Source organism: Mesobacillus sp. (assembly GCF_057785455.1).
Genome location: NZ_JBYNSB010000038.1, coordinates 56107 through 75006, shown reverse-complemented (window position 1 = coordinate 75006; position 18900 = coordinate 56107). Strand labels below are relative to the sequence as shown.

The 18900-nt window shown below is 44.9% G+C and carries 19 protein-coding genes; all 19 read left to right on the top strand.

Annotation, left to right across the window (positions count from 1 at the left end; genetic code table 11):
• Window positions 1–61 precede the first annotated feature (61 nt).
• The 19 genes from sdaAB to rplS all read left to right on the top strand — a co-directional run bounded on the left by sdaAB (window position 62) and on the right by rplS (window position 18695).
• Window positions 62–724: an L-serine ammonia-lyase, iron-sulfur-dependent subunit beta gene (sdaAB, locus tag AC3EBE_RS15550; RefSeq protein WP_488595953.1), complete on the top strand. Its 663-nt coding sequence runs from the start codon at window positions 62–64 to the stop codon at window positions 722–724.
• A gap of 24 nt (window positions 725–748) precedes the next feature.
• Window positions 749–1636 (top strand): L-serine ammonia-lyase, iron-sulfur-dependent, subunit alpha, encoded by an 888-nt coding sequence (gene sdaAA, locus AC3EBE_RS15545; RefSeq protein WP_488595952.1) that lies wholly within the window; start codon window positions 749–751, stop codon window positions 1634–1636.
• Entirely contained in the window at window positions 1629–3677 is a 2049-nt protein-coding gene (gene recG / locus AC3EBE_RS15540) for an ATP-dependent DNA helicase RecG (RefSeq protein ID WP_488596043.1), read from the top strand. Before sdaAA ends, recG begins: the two co-directional genes overlap by 8 nt.
• Window positions 3678–4210: 533 nt before the next feature.
• Window positions 4211–4780 carry a transcription factor FapR gene (fapR, locus tag AC3EBE_RS15535; protein WP_488595951.1) on the top strand — a complete coding sequence of 190 codons (570 nt, stop codon included), beginning with the start codon at window positions 4211–4213 and terminating at the stop codon, window positions 4778–4780.
• A 12-nt stretch (window positions 4781–4792) separates the two neighbouring features.
• On the top strand, window positions 4793–5791 hold the full coding sequence (plsX, locus tag AC3EBE_RS15530) for a phosphate acyltransferase PlsX (protein ID WP_488595950.1): 999 nt from the start codon (window positions 4793–4795) through the stop codon (window positions 5789–5791).
• A gap of 22 nt (window positions 5792–5813) precedes the next feature.
• A complete protein-coding gene (gene fabD, locus AC3EBE_RS15525) occupies window positions 5814–6761 on the top strand; it encodes an ACP S-malonyltransferase (protein WP_488595949.1) in 948 nt (315 codons plus the stop codon).
• Window positions 6758–7501 carry a 3-oxoacyl-[acyl-carrier-protein] reductase gene (gene fabG, locus AC3EBE_RS15520; RefSeq protein WP_488595948.1) on the top strand — a complete coding sequence of 248 codons (744 nt, stop codon included), beginning with the start codon at window positions 6758–6760 and terminating at the stop codon, window positions 7499–7501. The genes fabD and fabG overlap by 4 nt, the downstream gene beginning before the upstream one ends.
• 103 nt (window positions 7502–7604) lie before the next feature.
• Window positions 7605–7838 carry an acyl carrier protein gene (locus tag AC3EBE_RS15515; protein ID WP_488595947.1) on the top strand — a complete coding sequence of 78 codons (234 nt, stop codon included), beginning with the start codon at window positions 7605–7607 and terminating at the stop codon, window positions 7836–7838.
• Window positions 7839–8265: 427 nt separating this feature from the next.
• Complete coding sequence (gene rnc, locus AC3EBE_RS15510; protein ID WP_488595946.1) at window positions 8266–9033, top strand: ribonuclease III; 768 nt, start codon at window positions 8266–8268, stop codon at window positions 9031–9033.
• Window positions 9034–9097: 64 nt separating this feature from the next.
• Window positions 9098–12664: a chromosome segregation protein SMC gene (gene smc / locus AC3EBE_RS15505; RefSeq protein ID WP_488595945.1), complete on the top strand. Its 3567-nt coding sequence runs from the start codon at window positions 9098–9100 to the stop codon at window positions 12662–12664.
• Between the two features lie 19 nt (window positions 12665–12683).
• Window positions 12684–13682: a signal recognition particle-docking protein FtsY gene (gene ftsY, locus AC3EBE_RS15500; protein ID WP_488595944.1), complete on the top strand. Its 999-nt coding sequence runs from the start codon at window positions 12684–12686 to the stop codon at window positions 13680–13682.
• A 108-nt stretch (window positions 13683–13790) separates the two neighbouring features.
• Window positions 13791–14120 carry a putative DNA-binding protein gene (locus AC3EBE_RS15495; RefSeq protein ID WP_488595943.1) on the top strand — a complete coding sequence of 110 codons (330 nt, stop codon included), beginning with the start codon at window positions 13791–13793 and terminating at the stop codon, window positions 14118–14120.
• A gap of 14 nt (window positions 14121–14134) precedes the next feature.
• A complete protein-coding gene (gene ffh, locus AC3EBE_RS15490; RefSeq protein ID WP_488595942.1) occupies window positions 14135–15487 on the top strand; it encodes a signal recognition particle protein in 1353 nt (450 codons plus the stop codon).
• Window positions 15488–15596: 109 nt separating this feature from the next.
• Window positions 15597–15869, top strand: a complete 273-nt coding sequence (rpsP, locus tag AC3EBE_RS15485) for a 30S ribosomal protein S16 (RefSeq protein WP_488595941.1) — start codon at window positions 15597–15599, stop codon at window positions 15867–15869.
• A 14-nt stretch (window positions 15870–15883) separates the two neighbouring features.
• Window positions 15884–16114 carry a KH domain-containing protein gene (locus AC3EBE_RS15480; RefSeq protein WP_488595940.1) on the top strand — a complete coding sequence of 77 codons (231 nt, stop codon included), beginning with the start codon at window positions 15884–15886 and terminating at the stop codon, window positions 16112–16114.
• Between the two features lie 447 nt (window positions 16115–16561).
• Entirely contained in the window at window positions 16562–16954 is a 393-nt protein-coding gene (locus AC3EBE_RS15475; protein ID WP_488595939.1) for a YlqD family protein, read from the top strand.
• 6 nt (window positions 16955–16960) lie between these two features.
• On the top strand, window positions 16961–17479 hold the full coding sequence (gene rimM, locus AC3EBE_RS15470) for a ribosome maturation factor RimM (protein WP_488595938.1): 519 nt from the start codon (window positions 16961–16963) through the stop codon (window positions 17477–17479).
• The gene (gene trmD, locus AC3EBE_RS15465; protein WP_488596042.1) at window positions 17479–18219 is read left to right on the top strand and encodes a tRNA (guanosine(37)-N1)-methyltransferase TrmD; all 741 of its coding nucleotides are present in this window, start codon (window positions 17479–17481) and stop codon (window positions 18217–18219) included. The genes rimM and trmD overlap by 1 nt, the downstream gene beginning before the upstream one ends.
• Window positions 18220–18350: 131 nt before the next feature.
• Window positions 18351–18695, top strand: a complete 345-nt coding sequence (gene rplS, locus AC3EBE_RS15460) for a 50S ribosomal protein L19 (protein ID WP_214703980.1) — start codon at window positions 18351–18353, stop codon at window positions 18693–18695.
• The last annotated feature ends 205 nt before the right edge of the window (window positions 18696–18900 follow it).

Below are 18900 nucleotides of genomic sequence, written 5' to 3'. Positions count from 1 at the left end.
GGTTATAGCCTGTGTTTAAGCAAATTGCATGGAGACAGCCTTTTGAAAAGAGGTGGGTGGGATGAAATATAAAAGTGTTTTCGACATCATCGGACCGGTCATGATCGGGCCGTCAAGCTCCCATACAGCAGGAGCTGCAAGGATAGGCAGAGTGGCAAGAAGCTTGTTCGGCAGAGAACCAAAGTGGGCATCTGTTTCATTTTATGGTTCCTTTGCCAAGACATATAAAGGTCATGGAACAGATGTTGCAATTATCGGCGGAATCCTGGACTTTGACACTTTTGATGAACGGATCATTGATGCTATTGAGATTGCCAAAAAGGCAGGCATGAAAGTCGAGTTCATTGAGGAGGACGCCATTACCGATCATCCAAATACAGCAAGGATACGAATCGGCGATGATCAGGGTGAGCTTGAACTCGCAGGGATCTCGATTGGCGGCGGGAAAATCGAAATAACCGAGTTGAATGGATTTCTTCTGAAGCTGTCCGGGCATCATCCTGCAATCCTTGTTGTCCATAATGACCGGCATGGAGCAATTGCTGCTGTATCAGATGTGTTGGCCAAGGAACAAATCAATATAGGGCATATGGAAGTTTCGCGGAAGGAAAAAGGTAAGCTGGCGCTGATGACAATTGAGGTCGATCAAAATATCGAAGACCATGTCATTAAGCAGCTTGAAAAGCTGCCAAATGTTTTGCAGGTCACAAAAATTGCTGACTGATTTGCAGAATGGGGGAATAGCCAAATGTTTCGTAACATAGCAGAATTGGTTGAACTAGCAACCAGCAGGAAAATGAAAATTTCCGAGTTGATGATCGAACAAGAAGCTGAAGTTACTGGACGGACCCGCGATGAGATTGTTTCCATGATGGACCGGAACCTGGCTGTAATGGAACAGGCAGTTGAAAAAGGATTAAAGGGCGTTAAATCCCATTCAGGACTGACTGGCGGAGATGCTGTTCTCCTTCAGCGTTATATTGAAAAAGGGAATTTTCTGTCAAGTAAGACTATTTTGGATGCTGTAAGCAAAGCGGTGGCTACGAATGAGGTCAATGCAGCTATGGGGACAATTTGTGCTACTCCGACAGCTGGTTCTGCCGGGGTTGTCCCGGGAACATTGTTTGCAGTAAAAAACAAGCTGAATCCTACACGTGAACAAATGATTTCCTTCCTGTTTACCGCAGGAGCCTTTGGGTTCGTTGTAGCCAATAATGCGTCTATTTCAGGGGCTGCAGGAGGGTGCCAGGCAGAAGTTGGCTCTGCCTCAGGAATGGCGGCAGCAGCCATCGTCGAAATGGCTGGTGGAACGCCCGAGCAGTGTGCTGAGGCAATGGCCATCACTCTCAAAAACATGCTCGGTCTGGTTTGTGATCCAGTCGCGGGCCTTGTAGAAGTACCATGTGTGAAACGGAATGCGATGGGGGCAGCTAATGCCATGGTGGCGGCAGATATGGCTCTCGCGGGAATCACGAGCAGAATTCCTTGCGATGAGGTCATTGACGCTATGTATAAAATTGGCCAATCAATGCCGTCCGCACTTAGAGAAACAGCGCAGGGAGGGTTAGCGGCAACACCGACTGGCAGGGAGCTGGAAGCCAGGATTTTCGGAATTCCGCTTGATAAACGTGAATGATATTCTTAAACAACCAGTTACCGCAGTAAAAGGAATCGGTGAGGAAATGGCATTGACACTTTCTGATATGAATATCAGGTCTGTCAGTGATTTGCTTGAGTATTTTCCTTACCGTTATGAAGATTATCGCCTCAAGGATCTTGCGGAGGTCAAGCATGACGAAAAAGTGACGGTTGAAGGGAAGGTTCACAGTGAGCCTTCTCTTGTCTATTATGGACGAAGGAAGAACCGTCTTACTGTGAGACTTCTTGTAGGACGTTATCTTATTATAGCAACCTTTTTTAATCAGCCGTATTTAAAGCAGAAAATCAGGGTGAATGAAACGATAACAGTAACCGGAAAGTGGGATCAGCATCGGCAAACGATCACAGCGAGTGAAATGTCGCTCGGTGAGCATGCGAAAGCCCAGGATTTTGAACCCGTTTATGCTGTGAAAGGGAAAATGACAGTTAAAACAATCAGGAGATTGATTAAGCTTGCCTTTTCACAATATGGGCATGAAATAGCAGAGATCCTGCCAGCAGAACTGCTTCAAAAGTATAAATTGCTCAGCCGCCGGGAAGCGCTAAGGATCATGCACTTTCCTGCAGGTGCAGATGAAATGAAGCAGGCAAGAAGAAGATTTGTCTATGAAGAGTTCCTTCTATTCCAGCTTAAGATGCAGGCATTAAGAAAAATCGAGCGTGAACAGACTCCGGGGATTGCTTTAGCATATCAGTTGGACGAGCTTATGGAATTTATCAACGGATTGCCATTTCCGTTAACTGGAGCGCAAAAACGAGTAGTAAATGAAATTCTTGGAGATATGAAGTCGCCATACCGGATGAACAGGCTTCTCCAGGGGGACGTAGGTTCAGGAAAAACGGTAGTAGCAGCCATTGCACTATATGCAGCTAAAACTGGAGGCTATCAGGGAGCCCTGATGGTGCCGACTGAAATCCTGGCAGAACAGCATTCGCAATCCTTGACCCAGCTTCTGGAGCCTTTCGGATTGAAAACAGCTCTTTTGACAAGCTCTGTAAAAGGAAAGAGGCGCAGGGAAATCCTTGAGCTGCTCAAACAGGGGGAAATCCATGTCTTGATTGGTACTCACGCCTTGATTCAGGATGAAGTCGATTTCAATAACCTTGGACTGGTCATAACCGATGAGCAGCACCGTTTTGGTGTAGAGCAAAGGCGAGTATTGAGAGAAAAAGGAGAAAATCCTGATGTCCTCTTTATGACTGCAACCCCAATTCCCCGAACACTCGCGATTACTGTATTCGGAGAAATGGATGTTTCAGTCATCGACGAAATGCCAGCCGGCAGGAAAATCATCGAAACCTATTGGGCAAAGCACGAGATGCTTGACAGGGTTCTTGCTTTTATGGAAAAAGAGCTTGCCAAGGGAAGACAGGCATATGTAATCTGTCCGCTGATCGAGGAATCGGATAAGCTTGATGTTCAGAATGCAATTGATGTCCACAGTACTCTGAGTGTATATTTTCAAAACCGCTATAAAGTAGGATTGATGCACGGCCGCCTCCATTCTGAGGAAAAGGATCAAGTAATGAAGGCATTCAGTGAAAATGAGGTGCAAGTACTTGTTTCCACTACAGTAGTAGAAGTCGGTGTCAATGTCCCTAATGCGACCGTCATGGTGATTTATGATGCGGAAAGGTTTGGTCTTGCGCAGCTGCATCAGCTGAGAGGGCGAGTCGGCAGGGGAAGCGATCAATCCTATTGCATCCTGCTCGCAGATCCAAAAAGTGAAGTAGGGAAAGAGCGGATGAAAATCATGTCCGAAACGAATGATGGGTTTGTCGTAAGTGAAAAGGATTTGGAGCTGCGCGGACCAGGGGACTTCTTTGGTAAAAAGCAGAGTGGATTACCAGAATTTAAAGTTGCAGATATGGTCCATGATTACCGTGCTCTCGAGACAGCTAGGAACGATGCTTCATTGCTGGTTCAATCCGCTGCTTTCTGGCAGGCGGAAAAATATAAGCCGCTGCGCGAATTTCTTGAAGAAACCGGGGCACTGGCCAATGAAAAACTCGATTAGCTGTCAGTACTTTTGGCAGAATCATAGTTTTGAGGAAAGCAGATTCGTATTAATCTGCTTTTTCTATTTCGGTAATTCGTTTGGCGGATTTTTTTAGCTGATCGATCGCGATGAGGCTCTCGGTAATACAGACAAAATTCTTGGTGCATTGGAACAATCCAGAAGTAATATTAACAGTCGAATTGTTCTAAGAAGGTTGGAACAATTCAGGAAGAGAAATCCCGGTTGAATTATCAAAATAGGTTGCCCGGCAAATCAGAAAGAAAATCAAGTCTGACTGGCCCCTAGCGAATAGTCTCAGCCAGTGAAAGATTCTTCAAAAGCAGCTCTTATGCGAAGAGATTCATTCCGTCAGTCATCAGTGTTATCTGTCAGGGGTGTTGGCTGCAGCAGCGCCTTTAGCAAAGGTTTTTCAAGTCAAGCTTCAAGGTTTACGCTTCCTTTAGCTTCATATTTTTCCTTGCAATCTCTATTTAATGTATATATACTACTATTAGTACCTAGTCTTAATAGCTCGGGCGGTGTATGAATTAATGAAACGAAACAAAAAGGAACGGCAGTCGTTGTTGACTGAAACGATAAAAGAAAATCCATTTATCACAGATGAAGAATTGGCGGAGAAATTTTCAGTCAGCATCCAGACAATCAGGCTGGACCGTCTTGAATTATCCATCCCGGAACTCAGGGAAAGGATAAAAAACGTGGCCGAAAAACGTTTTGAAGATGAGGTCCGTTCACTTCCGCTTGAAGAGGTCATTGGTGAAATCATTGATATAGAGCTTGATAATAATGCAATTTCAATTCTTGATATAAAAAGGGAACATGTTTTTAAGCGAAATAAAATTGCCAGGGGGCATCATCTTTTCGCTCAGGCAAACTCATTGGCTGTGGCAGTAATAAATGATGAGCTTGCTTTAACTGCCAAAGCGAATATCCAGTTTACCAGATCGGTAAAAGAGGGAGAAAGAGTAATTGCCAAGGCGAGGGTGGCCAATATTGACAGTGACAATGGCAGGACTCTTGTAGAGGTCCAGAGCTATGTCAATGGTGAACTGGTATTTAAGGGCGAATTTGAAATGTACCGCTCTAAAAATGAAAAGTAAGGGATGAAAACAATGAGGCTTGCAGTAGATGCGATGGGCGGAGACAACGCCCCTAAGGAAATCGTGCTCGGAGCAATGAAAGCAATTGAAAATTACAATGATATACATATCCTGCTTGTAGGCGATGAAAAGAAAATAAGGGAGCATCTTACGAATGAAGAGCGTATTGAAATTCTTCATACGGAGGAAGTCATCCTTGGTACAGATGAGCCTGTAAGGGCTGTCCGCAGGAAGAAAACCGCTTCTATGGTACTGGCTGCACAGCAGGTGGCAGAGGGTCATGCTGATGCTTGCATTTCAGCAGGTAATACAGGTGCTTTGATGGCAGCAGGATTGTTCGTTGTCGGCAGGATCGAAGGAATTGAAAGGCCGGCACTTGCACCGACACTGCCGACCGTTGGCGGAGAGGGATTCCTGCTTCTTGATGTGGGAGCGAATGCTGATGCAAAGCCGGAGCATCTTGTCCAATATGCGATCATGGGCTCCATCTATAGCGAGAAGGCAAGAGGGATTGCAAACCCACGTGTAGGCCTGCTCAATATCGGAACCGAGGAAAAGAAGGGGAACGAGCTTGTCCGTAATACATTTGAATTGCTGAAGGATGCAGATATTAATTTTATCGGCAATGTCGAATCCAGGGACCTGCTCGACGGTGCTGCGGATGTCGTCGTAGCTGATGGCTTTACCGGCAATATGGTCTTAAAGACAATTGAAGGTACGGCCATGTCTGTATTCAAAATGTTAAAAACCGCGTTAACCTCAAGCTTAAAAAGCAAGCTGGCAGCCGCAGTGCTGAAGCCTGACCTGGCTGTCCTGAAAAATAAAATGGATTACACGGAGTATGGCGGTGCCGGCTTGTTCGGGCTGAAGGCTCCAGTAATAAAAGCGCATGGATCATCTGATGCGAATGCGGTATACAATTCAATCCGCCAGGCAAGGGAAATGGTCGAAAAAGATGTGTCAGGCACAATCAAAGCCGCAATTGAAAAGAGAGAAGGCGTAAAAAACTAGTTGCAGTAAAGGGGAGTCTTTCATGGGAAAAATCGCATTTTTGTTTCCGGGTCAGGGGTCACAGACAGTAGGAATGGGACAAGCACTTGCCTTAAATCATCAGTCAGTTTCTGAAACATTTAAAAAAGCAGATGAGGTGCTCGGTGAAAGTTTAAGCTCTCTGATTTTTGAAGGCCCGCAGGAAAAACTGACATTGACAACAAATGCTCAGCCTGCATTGCTTACTACAAGCATTGCGATCTTGAACTATTTTAATCAATTTGGCATCAAGCCGGATTACACCGCTGGCCACAGTCTTGGTGAATATTCTGCTCTAGTTGCTTCCGGAGCGCTTACATTTGAAGATGGAGTTTACGCTGTCCGAAAGCGCGGAGAGTATATGGAAGAAGCTGTTCCTAATGGAGAGGGCACGATGGCTGCTGTTCTTGGCATGGACCGGGATAAATTAATGGACGTGACGGAGACGGTAACAGCAGGTGGGAATCCTGTTCAGCTTGCCAATTTGAACTGTCCGGGACAAATCGTGATTTCAGGCTCAAAGCAGGGGGTTGAGGAGGCTTCAATAAAAGCGAAAGAAGCCGGGGCAAAGCGTGTCATACCACTTGATGTGAGTGGACCCTTCCACTCATCTTTAATGAAGCCAGCTGCTGAGAGATTTCAGGCCGTTCTTGACGGTATTTCCCTTAAAAATGCGGAGATCCCCGTTATTGGCAATGTTACAGCAGAGCCGATGACAGAAGCTGATGAAATCAAGAAAAGATTGATTGAACAGCTATATTCTCCTGTTCTTTGGGAGGACACAGTTGGTAAGATGCTTGAGCTGGGTGTTGATACTTTTATCGAAATTGGTCCTGGAAAGGTTCTTTCAGGCCTGGTCAAGAAAGTTGACCGCTCCGCAAAGACTTTTGCTATCTATGATGCAGAAACATGTGAAGCAGCAATCGCTGCATTAAAGGGGGAGACAAAATGAAACTTGAAGGCAAAGTAGCACTGGTAACGGGAGCATCGCGGGGCATCGGGCGTGAAATAGCTCTGGAGCTTGCAAGGGAAGGTGCATCTGTAGCCGTGAACTATGCAGGGAGCGAAGCGAAAGCACTCGAGCTGGTTGATGAGATCAAGTCGATGGGAACTGAAGCGATCGCCATACAGGCAGATGTCTCAAACTCCGAATCGGTCAACGAGATGGTAAAGCAAACGATCGAACAATTCGGCAAGCTGGACATACTTGTCAATAATGCGGGTATAACAAAAGACAATCTATTAATGAGAATGAAAGAATCCGAGTGGGATGATGTTATAAACATTAACCTGAAGGGTGTGTTCCTCTGCACCAAAGCAGTAACAAGACAGATGATGAAACAGCGCAGCGGAAGAATTATCAATATTTCTTCTATTGTAGGTGTCAGCGGAAATCCGGGTCAGGCAAATTATGTAGCTGCTAAATCAGGGGTTATTGGACTCACCAAGACTTCAGCAAAGGAATTGTCATCGAGAGGAATCACCGTAAATGCCATCGCACCTGGATTTATTACAACTGACATGACAGACAAGCTGAATGAGGAAGTCAAGAGTGAGATGCTCAAGCAAATTCCACTTGCTCGTTTCGGGGAACCAAAGGACATCGCACGTGCAGCAGTGTTCCTTGCTTCAAATGACAGTAATTACATCACTGGCCAGACTCTCCACATTGATGGCGGAATGGTCATGTAAAGCTGTTTCGGCTGTCAATCGGATAAAGTTCGTGAAAAAAGCTGACAGCCATTTATTATTTAAGTAAAATCATCTATAATTGCTTGAGGGGAGGTGAACGAGCATGGCAGATGTTTTAGAACGTGTAACTAAAATCATTGTTGACCGTTTGGGAGTAGAAGAATCTCAAGTAACTTTAGAAGCATCTTTCAAAGATGACCTAGGTGCTGATTCCCTTGATGTTGTTGAATTGGTAATGGAATTGGAAGACGAGTTCAACATGGAAATTTCTGATGATGATGCTGAAAAAATCGCTACAGTTGGTGACGCTGTTAACTACATAAATAGCCAAGTGTAACTGTTGGATTTGCCAAGAAGCTCCGTTTTTTAAACGGGGCTTTCTTCTATGAAAAGCGGAAGCGTCTTATAAAAGGAACGGTGACTAACTTCGTCGCGTCCTGTGGCAACGCCGGCAATAGGTCATCCTGTCCGTCGGAACTGGACAATAAGAACGAAGCACCTTGTTCAGGGCGGTATAGATGATGGACTGCCAGGACCAGGATTGCCAGCCTGGCAAAAGTTTGACAAAGCAAATTCAAAGTTTTTTTGCTTTACTGGCATTATTTTTTGTAAACTGTTAGTAGTTTGAAAACAGTATACTAATACAATTTGTAACTCAGATGGTCTTGGCCGGTAAACATATTTGTAACTGGTTATTGCTTTGATTACTCTAAAGGTAAACTCCTGAAGGAATAGCCGTAAATTATGAGCAAGGTGGAATCAACATGCGCAACAATGGAAGAGAAAGAGACAAAAGAAATATCCGCGCAAAGGACAATAAATTCAAGGAATTCCAGGAGAAAATCGGAATTCAATTTGATAGTGAAAAGCTGCTCAGACAAGCCTTCACACATTCATCCTATGTGAATGAGCATCGCCGGAAGCCTCATGAGGACAATGAGAGGCTGGAATTTCTAGGAGACGCTGTTTTGGAATTGACTGTTTCACAATTTTTATTCAAAAAATATCCGATGATGAGCGAAGGAGAACTGACAAAGCTCCGCGCAGCGGTGGTATGTGAGCCTTCCCTCGTGGCATTTGCCAATGAACTCTCCTTTGGACAGCTTGTCCTGCTCGGAAAGGGAGAAGAGATGACAGGCGGCCGGACAAGGCCTGCTTTGTTAGCTGATGTTTTTGAAGCATTCATTGGTGCTTTGTATCTCGATAAAGGGATTGAAACAGTCACTGACTTCCTTGAAAAAATTGTGTTTCCTAAGATAAATGACGGTGCTTTTTCTCATGTGATGGATTTTAAGAGCCAGCTTCAGGAATTGGTCCAGCGTGACGGCGCAGGATTGCTTGAATACCGAATTCTGAGGGAAATCGGCCCTGCGCATAGCAGGGAATTTGAGTCCCGTGTCTTTTTGAATGGGAATGAGCTTGGGACAGGCATGGGCCGTTCGAAAAAAGAAGCAGAACAGCATGCGGCCCAAATGGCCTTGGAAAAGCTTAAATCGCATATAGAATCAGGTCTAGCACAGAAAGAAGAATAACGACTGCTGCCTGATCAGATAAATAGCATCTTAGAATAGTTTTAACTGGAAAGGGAGAGCAATATTGTTTTTAAAACGATTAGATGTGGTCGGCTTTAAATCCTTCGCTGAAAGGATTTCTGTAGAATTTGTCCCTGGTGTGACCGCTGTAGTCGGGCCAAATGGGAGCGGAAAAAGCAATATTACGGATTCCATACGCTGGGTTTTAGGTGAACAATCTGCCAAATCGCTTCGTGGTGCGAAAATGGAAGATATCATCTTTGCAGGCAGCGATTCGCGAAAGCCGCTTAATTTTGCTGAGGTTACGCTGACTCTGGACAATGAGGACCAGTCATTGCCGCTGGACTACAATGAAGTAAGTGTAACCCGTCGTGTCTATCGCTCAGGGGATAGCGAATACATGATTAATAAACAAAATTGCCGCCTTAAGGATATCATTGATTTATTCATGGATTCCGGACTCGGCAGGGAAGCTTTCTCCATCATAAGCCAGGGCCGGGTAGAGGAAATCCTTAATAGCAAGCCAGAGGACAGAAGAACCATTTTTGAGGAAGCGGCTGGTGTCCTAAAATATAAATCCCGTAAAAAGAAAGCAGAAAGCAAACTGTTCGAAACCCAGGAAAACCTGAACAGGGTAACCGACATTATTCATGAGCTGGAGGGGCAGGTTGAGCCATTAAAAATCCAGGCTTCGATTGCAAAGGATTATCTCCAGCAAAAAGAAGAATTGGAAAAAATCGAGGTAGCCTTGACTGCATATGAAATAGAGGATTTGCATGCCCGCTGGGAACAGCTGTCCAAGCAGCTGGAACAGCATAAGGAAGACGAAATCAGACAGATGGCAGTCCTGCAAAAAAAGGAAGCGGAAATTGAGAAAATGCGGGATCATGTTGCCGCACTTGATGAGTCGGTAAGTGACCTGCAAAATGTTCTGCTCCATGCCAGTGAAGAGCTGGAAAAACTCGAGGGCAGAAGGGAAGTACTGAAGGAACGCAAGAAGAACGCTTCCCAGAATAAAGGCCAGCTTGAAAAAAACATCGAAGAACTAACATCGTCTATTCAGCAGCTGGAGAATAAAAAAGCGGAATACGAAAAAGAAGCCGCGAAGCTTTCCAGGGAGGCAGCGGATCTGCAAAAACTGCTTCAGGAAAAGCAAGAACGCCTAAAGCTCTACAGTGAGGATGTTGAGCTTAAGATAGATTCGCTCAAGAGTGATTACATTGAGGTGCTGAACCAGCAGGCGAGTGCGAAAAATGAGAAGCTCTACATCGAACAGCAGCTTCAGCAGCACACGGCGAAAGGGACAAGGCTTGATGGTGATAATGATCGCTATGTCTCTGTCAGAGATGAAATTAATGCGAGGAAAGCGGAAATTGAGCAAAAGGCTGCGGAATCCCAGCAGCAGCTTGAGGACCAGGCAAAGCTTTATTATGAAGAACAGCGGAAGCTTGAAACACTGAGAAACAGTTATGAAAAACAGGAAAAGACCCTGTACCAGGCTTATCAATTCTTACAGCAGGCGAAATCAAAAAAAGAGATGCTTGAAGAAATGGAAGAGGACTATTCAGGATTCTTCCAGGGTGTAAAGGAAATATTAAAAGCCAGGAACGGCCGACTGCAGGGCATTGAAGGTGCTATCGCAGAGCTTGTCAATGTACCGAAAGAATATGAAACGGCCATTGAGACAGCGCTTGGCGGAGCGATGCAGCATATCGTCGTCCAAACAGAAGAAAATGCCCGCTCTGCCATCCAGTACCTCAAACAGAAGTCCTTTGGCAGGGCAACCTTCCTGCCGCTGAGCATCATTAGAGGAAAGAGCCTGGCTGGATCCCAATCAGCAATGCTTTCCAGCCATGCTTCCTATATTGGCACTGCGGCAGATTTGGTCCAGTTTGATCAAAAATATGCTGAAGTGATTAGAAGCTTGCTTGGGAATGTAGTAGTTGCAAAGGATTTAAAGGGAGCAAACGAGATTGCGAGAATTCTTCAGTACCGCAGCAGGATAGTCACACTTGAAGGAGATGTGGTCAATCCGGGAGGATCGATGACAGGCGGTGCCGTCAAGCAAAAATCTTCCTCTCTGCTTAGCCGCAAGGGAGAGCTGGAGGATTTGACCAAGAAGCTTGCCGAAATGGAAGAGAAGACAAGCTTGCTGGAAGCTCGTGTTAAGACATTGAAGGCAGATGTGAGTGCTGGAGAAATCAGGCTGGAAGACCTGCGCAAAAAAGGTGAAGAATTGCGCTTGAGAGAGCAGTCTTTAAAAGGTGATTTGCGGGAAGTTGAGCTAGAACAGAAGAATATCAACGAACGCCTTTCTGTGTATGATTCTGAAAAGAACCAGCTGGAATCGGACAAAGAGAGACTTGAAGCCAGATTGCTCGAGCTAACGGGAATGCTAGGTAAATTTCAGTCGGATCTTGAAAGCTATGATAAGGAAATCGAAAGGCTGACGGAACTCAAAAATTCGAACTCTACCTCTAAGGATAGCCTGATTTCTGAAATCAGTGACACGAAAATAAGTTTGGCGGCAAAGAAGGAGCAGTTCTCCCATGCACGGGAAAAGCTGGATTCAGCTGCTCAGCAAGCGGAGGACCAAATAAGGAAGCTTGAAATCCACAAGGAAGACTTATCGCTGCTATCCTCTGAAATGACCGATAGCTCATCAGGGGAAACGCAGCTTGAAGAAGCGGCAAAGAAAAAGCTTCAGGATAAAAATGAGACTCTTAAGCTGATTGCTTCCAGAAGGAATGAGCGGCTTCAACTGCAAAACAAGCTGGAAGACCAGGAGCTTGAGGCCAAGGAATTGCGGCGGATCTTAAAAGGTGTAAGCGAGGTGCTGAAGGACGAGGAAGTCAAGCTAAACAGGCTGGATGTCGAACTTGACAATAAGCTTGCACATCTTCGGGAGGAGTATCTTCTGTCATACGAGGCAGCAAAGGAGCAATATCCGCTGACAATCCCTGCTGAGGAAGCGAGAAGAAAGGTCAAGCTGATCAAACTGGCGATCGAGGAACTCGGAACCGTCAATCTGGGTGCTATTGAAGAGTATGAGCGTGTATCAGAGCGCTATGAATTTTTGCTTGAGCAAAAGAATGACCTTCAGGAAGCGAAGGACACGCTTTTCCTTGTAATTGAAGAAATGGATATTGAAATGAAAAAGAGATTCGAACAGACTTTTAACGGAATCCGATCACACTTCGAATCTGTATTCCAAGCCTTGTTCGGCGGCGGCCGGGCGGATTTAAGGCTGACACAGCCGGATGACCTGCTTAATACCGGGGTGGAAATCGTCGCACAGCCACCAGGCAAGAAGCTGCAAAACCTTGGCCTGCTTTCCGGCGGTGAGCGTGCTTTAACAGCTATTGCCTTGCTGTTCTCAATTTTGAAGGTGCGACCGGTTCCGTTCTGCATCCTGGATGAAGTTGAGGCTGCACTGGACGAGGCGAATGTATACCGTTTCGCTCAATACCTGAAGAAGTACAGTGATGAAACGCAATTCATTGTAATCACGCACCGTAAGGGTACAATGGAGGAAGCTGATGTCCTCTATGGAGTTACCATGCAGGAATCCGGTGTTTCCAAGCTGGTGTCTGTCCGGCTTGAAGACTCTAATGAGCTAGTAAAATCGTAATGAGAAAGGCGATGGAACCGTGAGTTTTTTTAAGAAGCTAAAAGAAAAATTTACTACACAGACTGAAACTGTTACCGAAAAGTTTAAAGAGGGCTTGACGAAAACACGAGATAACTTCTCAAGTAAAGTCAATGACCTAGTTTCCCGCTACCGAAAAGTAGATGAAGAATTTTTCGAAGAGCTAGAAGAAATTTTAATCCAGGCAGACGTTGGCTTCGAGACAGTCATGGAATTGGTCGAGGAGTTAAAGAAGGAAGTAAAACGCAAGAATATCCAGGATACAAAGGAAGTCCAGGCAGTCATATCGGAAAAGCTCGTTGAAATTTATGAAAGTGGCGCTGACGAAGAATCGTTCGAGCTTAACATCCAGGAAGATGGCCTGACAGTCATCCTTTTTGTTGGGGTGAACGGTGTCGGCAAAACGACGACAATTGGAAAATTGGCTCATAAATTCAAAAGTGAAGGCAAGAAAGTACTGCTTGCTGCCGGGGATACCTTCCGTGCAGGAGCTATTGAACAGCTTGAAGTTTGGGGAGAGCGTGTTGGTGTCGATGTCATCAAGCAGGCTGAAGGATCAGATCCTGCGGCTGTCATGTATGACGCCGTCCAATCCGCGAAATCAAGAAATGCGGACATCCTGATTTGTGATACAGCCGGCCGCTTGCAAAATAAGGTGAACCTCATGAAAGAGCTCGAAAAGGTTAAGCGTGTTATCGAGCGGGAAATTCCTGGGGCTCCACATGAGGTCCTGCTTGTACTTGATGCGACTACCGGACAAAATGCCCTGATCCAGGCAAAAACGTTCAAGGAGGCAACTGACGTCAGCGGAATCGTACTGACAAAGCTTGACGGTACGGCAAAGGGCGGAATTGTCCTTGCAATCCGCAATGAGCTGAACATTCCTGTTAAATTCGTTGGTCTTGGTGAAAAGATGGATGATCTGCAGGAATTTGACGCGGAAAGATATGTATACGGATTGTTCGCTGACCTTGTCGACGAAGAGAAAACGGCGGAATAATCCTTATTTACCAGCATCTTGCTGTAAAGAACTTTTCTTGACAGAAAACTTTATCCTGTGTACACTGTTTTTATGTAAAGGTATTTCACTTAACATGGGGGAATCAATATGCTTGAGAAAACGAACCGCATGAATTATTTGTACGATTTTTATCAGGCATTATTAACTCCTAAACAAAGCAGTTATATGTCCCTTTACTATCTCGATGATTACTCGCTGGGCGAAATTGCTGAGGAATATGATGTTAGCCGGCAGGCTGTATACGACAACATCAAACGTACTGAAGCAATGCTTGAGGAGTACGAGGAAAAGCTGTTGCTGTTTGAAAAATTCCAGAAGCGCAGCAAGCTGATTTCAGAGATGAAAAAGCTGCTTGAAGATGGAGCGGACAGCCAGGCTTTAAGTGAAATGATAGCCGAGCTTGAGAAATTAGACTAGGGAGGCGGCACGAAATGGCATTTGAAGGATTGGCCGACCGACTGCAAAATACGATGCAAAAAATCCGCGGAAAAGGCAAGGTTACTGAAGCGGATGTAAAAGAAATGATGCGAGAGGTCCGTCTTGCCCTTCTAGAGGCAGACGTTAACTTTAAAGTTGTAAAAGACTTCGTAAAAAAAGTCACTGAACGGGCTATCGGGCAGGAAGTAGTTAAAAGCCTGACTCCAGGCCAGCAGGTTATTAAGGTTGTAAAAGAAGAACTGACTGAACTGATGGGCGGAGAGCAAAGCAAGATCGCTGCTTCCAACCGTCCGCCGACTGTTATCATGATGGTCGGGCTTCAAGGTGCTGGTAAAACCACGACTACCGGAAAGCTTGCCAATCTTCTTCGAAAGAAATATAACCGCAAACCATTGCTGGTTGCAGCAGATATCTATCGGCCTGCTGCAATCAAACAGCTGGAAACCCTGGGAAAACAGCTCAGCATGCCAGTATTCTCACTTGGCGATCAGATTAGCCCTGTAGAAATTGCAAGACAGGCAATCGCGAAGGCCAAGGAAGACCATAACGATTATGTCCTTATCGATACAGCTGGGCGTTTGCATGTTGATGAAAACCTGATGGATGAGTTAAAGCAGATTAAAGAGCTCTCCAAGCCAGATGAAATCTTCCTTGTAGTCGACGCGATGACTGGACAAGATGCTGTAAATGTAGCGCAGAGCTTCAATGAACAGCTTGGCCTTACGGGCGTGGTCCTTACAAAGCTTGATGGCGATACACGAGGCGGGGCAGCACTTTCCATTCGTGCAGTAACCAACACTCCAATCAAGTTTGTCGGTCTTGGTGAGAAGCTTGACGCCCTGGAAGCATTCCATCCGGAAAGGATGGCATCCCGTATTCTTGGCATGGGTGATGTCCTGTCACTTATCGAAAAGGCTCAGGCGAATGTTGATGAGGAAAAAGCGAAAGAGCTTGAGAAAAAAATGCGGACTGCTTCGTTCACACTGGATGACTTCCTTGACCAGCTTGGCCAGGTTAGAAAGATGGGGCCATTGGATGAAATCCTGAAAATGATGCCAGGAGCAAACAAAATCAAAGGCATGAACAATCTGCAGATTGATGAAAAGCAGATTTCCCATGTTGAAGCCATCATCCAGTCAATGACCAAGGATGAAAAGGTACATCCTGAAATCATCAACGCCAACAGGCGCAAACGGATCGCGAAAGGCAGCGGAACTTCCATCCAGGAGGTAAACCGCCTGCTGAAGCAATTCGAAGATATGAAAAAGATGATGAAGCAAATGACAAACATGCAGCAAAAAGGCAAGAAAAAGGGCGGTTTCCGTTTGCCATTCAATCCTTTTTGATTAGCAATTCAAGGAAATTTCAGTGTGTAAAGAAAAAACACTTTACAAGCTGTTTTCAATTTGGTATTATTCTATCTTGTGTGAAACTATTCGGAGGTGCTTATTTAAAATGGCAGTAAAAATTCGTTTAAAACGTATGGGAGCTAAAAAATCTCCTTTCTATCGTATTGTAGTAGCTGATTCCCGTTCACCACGTGACGGCCGTTTCATCGAGTCTGTAGGAACTTACAATCCAGTTGCTCAGCCTGCACAGGTTGAACTTAACGAAGAGTTAGTTCTTAAGTGGCTTAACGACGGAGCTAAACCATCTGATACAGTGCGCAACTTGTTCTCTAAGCAAGGTATCATGGAAAAATTCCACAACGCAAAGCTTAGCAAGTAATTGTGGACATGCCCATGAAAGAATTAATTGAGACGATCGTGAAACCCCTTGTTGATTTTCCTGAAGAGGTGCATGTAAATGTACACGAAGAGGATCAGCGCGTAACATACAAGCTTTCCGTCAACAAAAGTGATATGGGCAAAGTTATTGGGAAGCAGGGACGCGTTGCAAAGGCGATAAGAACAGTAGTCTATGCAGCAGGATCATCACAGCAAAAGAAGATTTTCTTGGAAATCGTCGAATAACAATCAAAAGCGATAGGCTTTATTTCTTTTAGGCTCTTTTATATCTAAATGGTGAATTTATATCCTGTTGATTGTAGTGGAAGGCGCGCAGACTCCTTCGGGATGTAGCGGGCAGGTGAGACCCCGCAGGAGCAAAGCGACGAGGAGGCTCACCGCACGCCCCAAGGAAAGCGAAGCGCCTGGAGCGAAAATCAACAGCTTGATTTAACCGAACCTTCTTTTAGGAGAATAGCCTGAAGCAGAAATTATATATGATTGTTTTAAAAAGGGAGGGGCTAACCCTCCTTTTTTCTTTATGTTCAGAAACAAATACAAAGCGATTCCGTGATAATGCGAGGCGTGAAAAGTAACAGCTTTTTTCTTTTTAAAATAAGTAGGATATAATTAAAAATATCTGCGTTTTCAGTCCTGCTGAATAATTGAGGATTGCTTTAAGGAGGAATTGCTTTGAAGGTCTTGCAAACAATCCTGGTCAAACAGGTGCTGACCGAGGACAGTAAGGAACGGATCCGCCAAAAATACCACTCTAAGAAGCTGCAGCTGCAAAAAGAATGTGACCAGCTAAAATTCGAACTAAAGAAACTAGAAAAAGCAAAGAAGCTGCCTCCAGAAACTTTAAAGAAGCACTTTGAACAGGAACTTCAAATTCATATAGAAAAAATAAAACTAGTGGATTTTCAGCTGGAACAATTACATATCCTTCCGCTTGGAAGTGAAATAAAAGAAACAGAATTGCAGGGCATAGTCGAAATCAATGTAGGGGACAAATGGGATGAGTACCTTTCTGGAAAGACTATATTAGTGAAGGACGGAATCGTGGCAGAAATACGTGAGAGGTGATAAAAAATGGATAAATTTTTCAATGTCGGTAAAATTGTCAATACACATGGAATCCGCGGCGAGGTGAGGGTTATTTCAAGAACGGATTTCCCTGAGGAACGCTATAAGGTTGGAAATACGCTTTTCTTATTTATGACAGGTTCTAAGGATCCGGTCGAGCTTATTGTTAAAAGCCACAGGACGCATAAAAACTTTAATCTATTGACGTTCGAAGGCTATGATAATGTCAATCAGGTTGAAAGCATGAAGGGCGGTATCCTTAAGGTGCCAGAAAGCCAGAGAGGAGAACTGGAGGAAGGTGAATTTTACTTCCAGGATATCATTGGCTGCAATATGGTGACGACTGAGGGAGAGGAAATTGGCAAGGTTGTGGAGATACTTACGCCGGGAGCGAATGATGTCTGGGTAGTCAAGGGCCCTAAAGGGAAAGAAGTGCTTATCCCTTATATTGAAGACATCGTCAAAAAAGTGGATATCCAAGAAAAGATGATTGTGATTGAACCAATGGAAGGGCTCCTGTCATGATGAATATCGACGTCCTTACCATCTTTCCAGAAATGTTTGAAGGGGTTTTCGGACACTCGATTCTCAAGAAGGCATCTGAGAAGGAAGCAGTCCGATATAATCTCGTCAACTTCCGTGACTTTGCTGATAATAAACACCAGACAGTCGACGATTATCCTTATGGCGGGGGTGCAGGAATGGTGCTGAAGCCACAGCCGATCTTTGATGCTGTTGCGAACCTGAAGGAACAAGCTAAAAGCTCAAGGCCCCGTGTCATCCTGATGTGCCCCCAGGGGGAGAGGTACACCCAGAAGAAGGCAGAGGAGCTTGCAAAGGAAGAGCATTTGATTTTTATATGCGGCCATTATGAGGGTTATGACGAACGTATCCGTGAACATGTGATTACAGATGAGATTTCGATTGGCGATTATGTGCTGACTGGCGGAGAGCTGGGAGCAATGGTTGTCATTGACAGTGTCGTGAGGCTGCTTCCTGGAGTGCTCGGCAGTGAAGAATCCCATATCCAGGATTCATTCAGCACCGGGCTGCTGGAGCATCCCCATTATACAAGGCCAGCTGATTTTCGCGGCATGACGGTACCCGATGTGCTGACATCAGGCAATCACCGTTTGATTGAAGAATGGAGAATGAAAGAAAGCTTAAAAAGGACACTGTTGCGCCGCCCGGATTTACTTGAAGCAGCTGATTTGACTGACGAGCAAAAAAAATGGCTTGATGAACTGGTAAAACTTCAGGATTGAGGTTGCGATGCCCTGGTATTTATGGTAAGATACTTCTTGTGGCAAAAAGCAACAAGCTTTGAAGCTGCTTATAACAATGTTCCGCTGCATGAAAGAATTTGCAAGAGCATTCGTGGGAGGAGATGAAAACGATGCAACAATTAATCGAAGAAATCACAAAAGCACAACTTCGCACTGATCTTCCATCTTTCCGTCCTGGTGACACTGTACGTGTTCACGTTAAGGTTGTTGAAGGAACTCGCGAACGTATCCAGTTGTTTGAAGGTGTAGTGATTAAGCGTCGTGGTGGTGGAATCAGCGAAACTTTTACAGTACGTAAAGTTTCTTACGGAGTAGGCGTTGAGCGTACTTTCCCTGTAAACACACCAAAAATTGCGAAGCTTGAAGTTATCCGTCGCGGTAAAGTACGCCGTGCGAAACTTTACTACCTGCGTAACCTGCGTGGTAAGAAAGCTCGTATTAAAGAAATCCGATAATATAAAATGCGTAAGCGCCTTGGTCAGCCCTGACAGGCATAAGTTATCTTATGACCCAGAGGGGCCAGGTGCTGAACCTGGACATGTGCTCCAGCTTCAGAGCGCTTAAAAATTGCATTTTAAAACAAAAAGAGCTTGCGTGCCAAGCTCTTTTTTCATACTTAAAAGGATGAAAATTTATTGGATTCTTATAACAGCAATATTA

Coding starts and splice junctions, on each gene's coding strand:
- rnc (WP_488595946.1), top strand. CDS start 8,266: ATGCGCAACAATGGAAGAGAAAGAGACAAAAGAAATATCCGCGCAAAG.
- rplS (WP_214703980.1), top strand. CDS start 18,351: ATGCAACAATTAATCGAAGAAATCACAAAAGCACAACTTCGCACTGAT.
- sdaAA (WP_488595952.1), top strand. CDS start 749: ATGTTTCGTAACATAGCAGAATTGGTTGAACTAGCAACCAGCAGGAAA.
- AC3EBE_RS15495 (WP_488595943.1), top strand. CDS start 13,791: ATGCTTGAGAAAACGAACCGCATGAATTATTTGTACGATTTTTATCAG.
- sdaAB (WP_488595953.1), top strand. CDS start 62: ATGAAATATAAAAGTGTTTTCGACATCATCGGACCGGTCATGATCGGG.
- AC3EBE_RS15515 (WP_488595947.1), top strand. CDS start 7,605: ATGGCAGATGTTTTAGAACGTGTAACTAAAATCATTGTTGACCGTTTG.
- fapR (WP_488595951.1), top strand. CDS start 4,211: ATGAAACGAAACAAAAAGGAACGGCAGTCGTTGTTGACTGAAACGATA.
- fabG (WP_488595948.1), top strand. CDS start 6,758: ATGAAACTTGAAGGCAAAGTAGCACTGGTAACGGGAGCATCGCGGGGC.
- trmD (WP_488596042.1), top strand. CDS start 17,479: ATGAATATCGACGTCCTTACCATCTTTCCAGAAATGTTTGAAGGGGTT.
- AC3EBE_RS15480 (WP_488595940.1), top strand. CDS start 15,884: ATGAAAGAATTAATTGAGACGATCGTGAAACCCCTTGTTGATTTTCCT.
- ffh (WP_488595942.1), top strand. CDS start 14,135: ATGGCATTTGAAGGATTGGCCGACCGACTGCAAAATACGATGCAAAAA.
- rpsP (WP_488595941.1), top strand. CDS start 15,597: ATGGCAGTAAAAATTCGTTTAAAACGTATGGGAGCTAAAAAATCTCCT.
- plsX (WP_488595950.1), top strand. CDS start 4,793: ATGAGGCTTGCAGTAGATGCGATGGGCGGAGACAACGCCCCTAAGGAA.
- rimM (WP_488595938.1), top strand. CDS start 16,961: ATGGATAAATTTTTCAATGTCGGTAAAATTGTCAATACACATGGAATC.
- fabD (WP_488595949.1), top strand. CDS start 5,814: ATGGGAAAAATCGCATTTTTGTTTCCGGGTCAGGGGTCACAGACAGTA.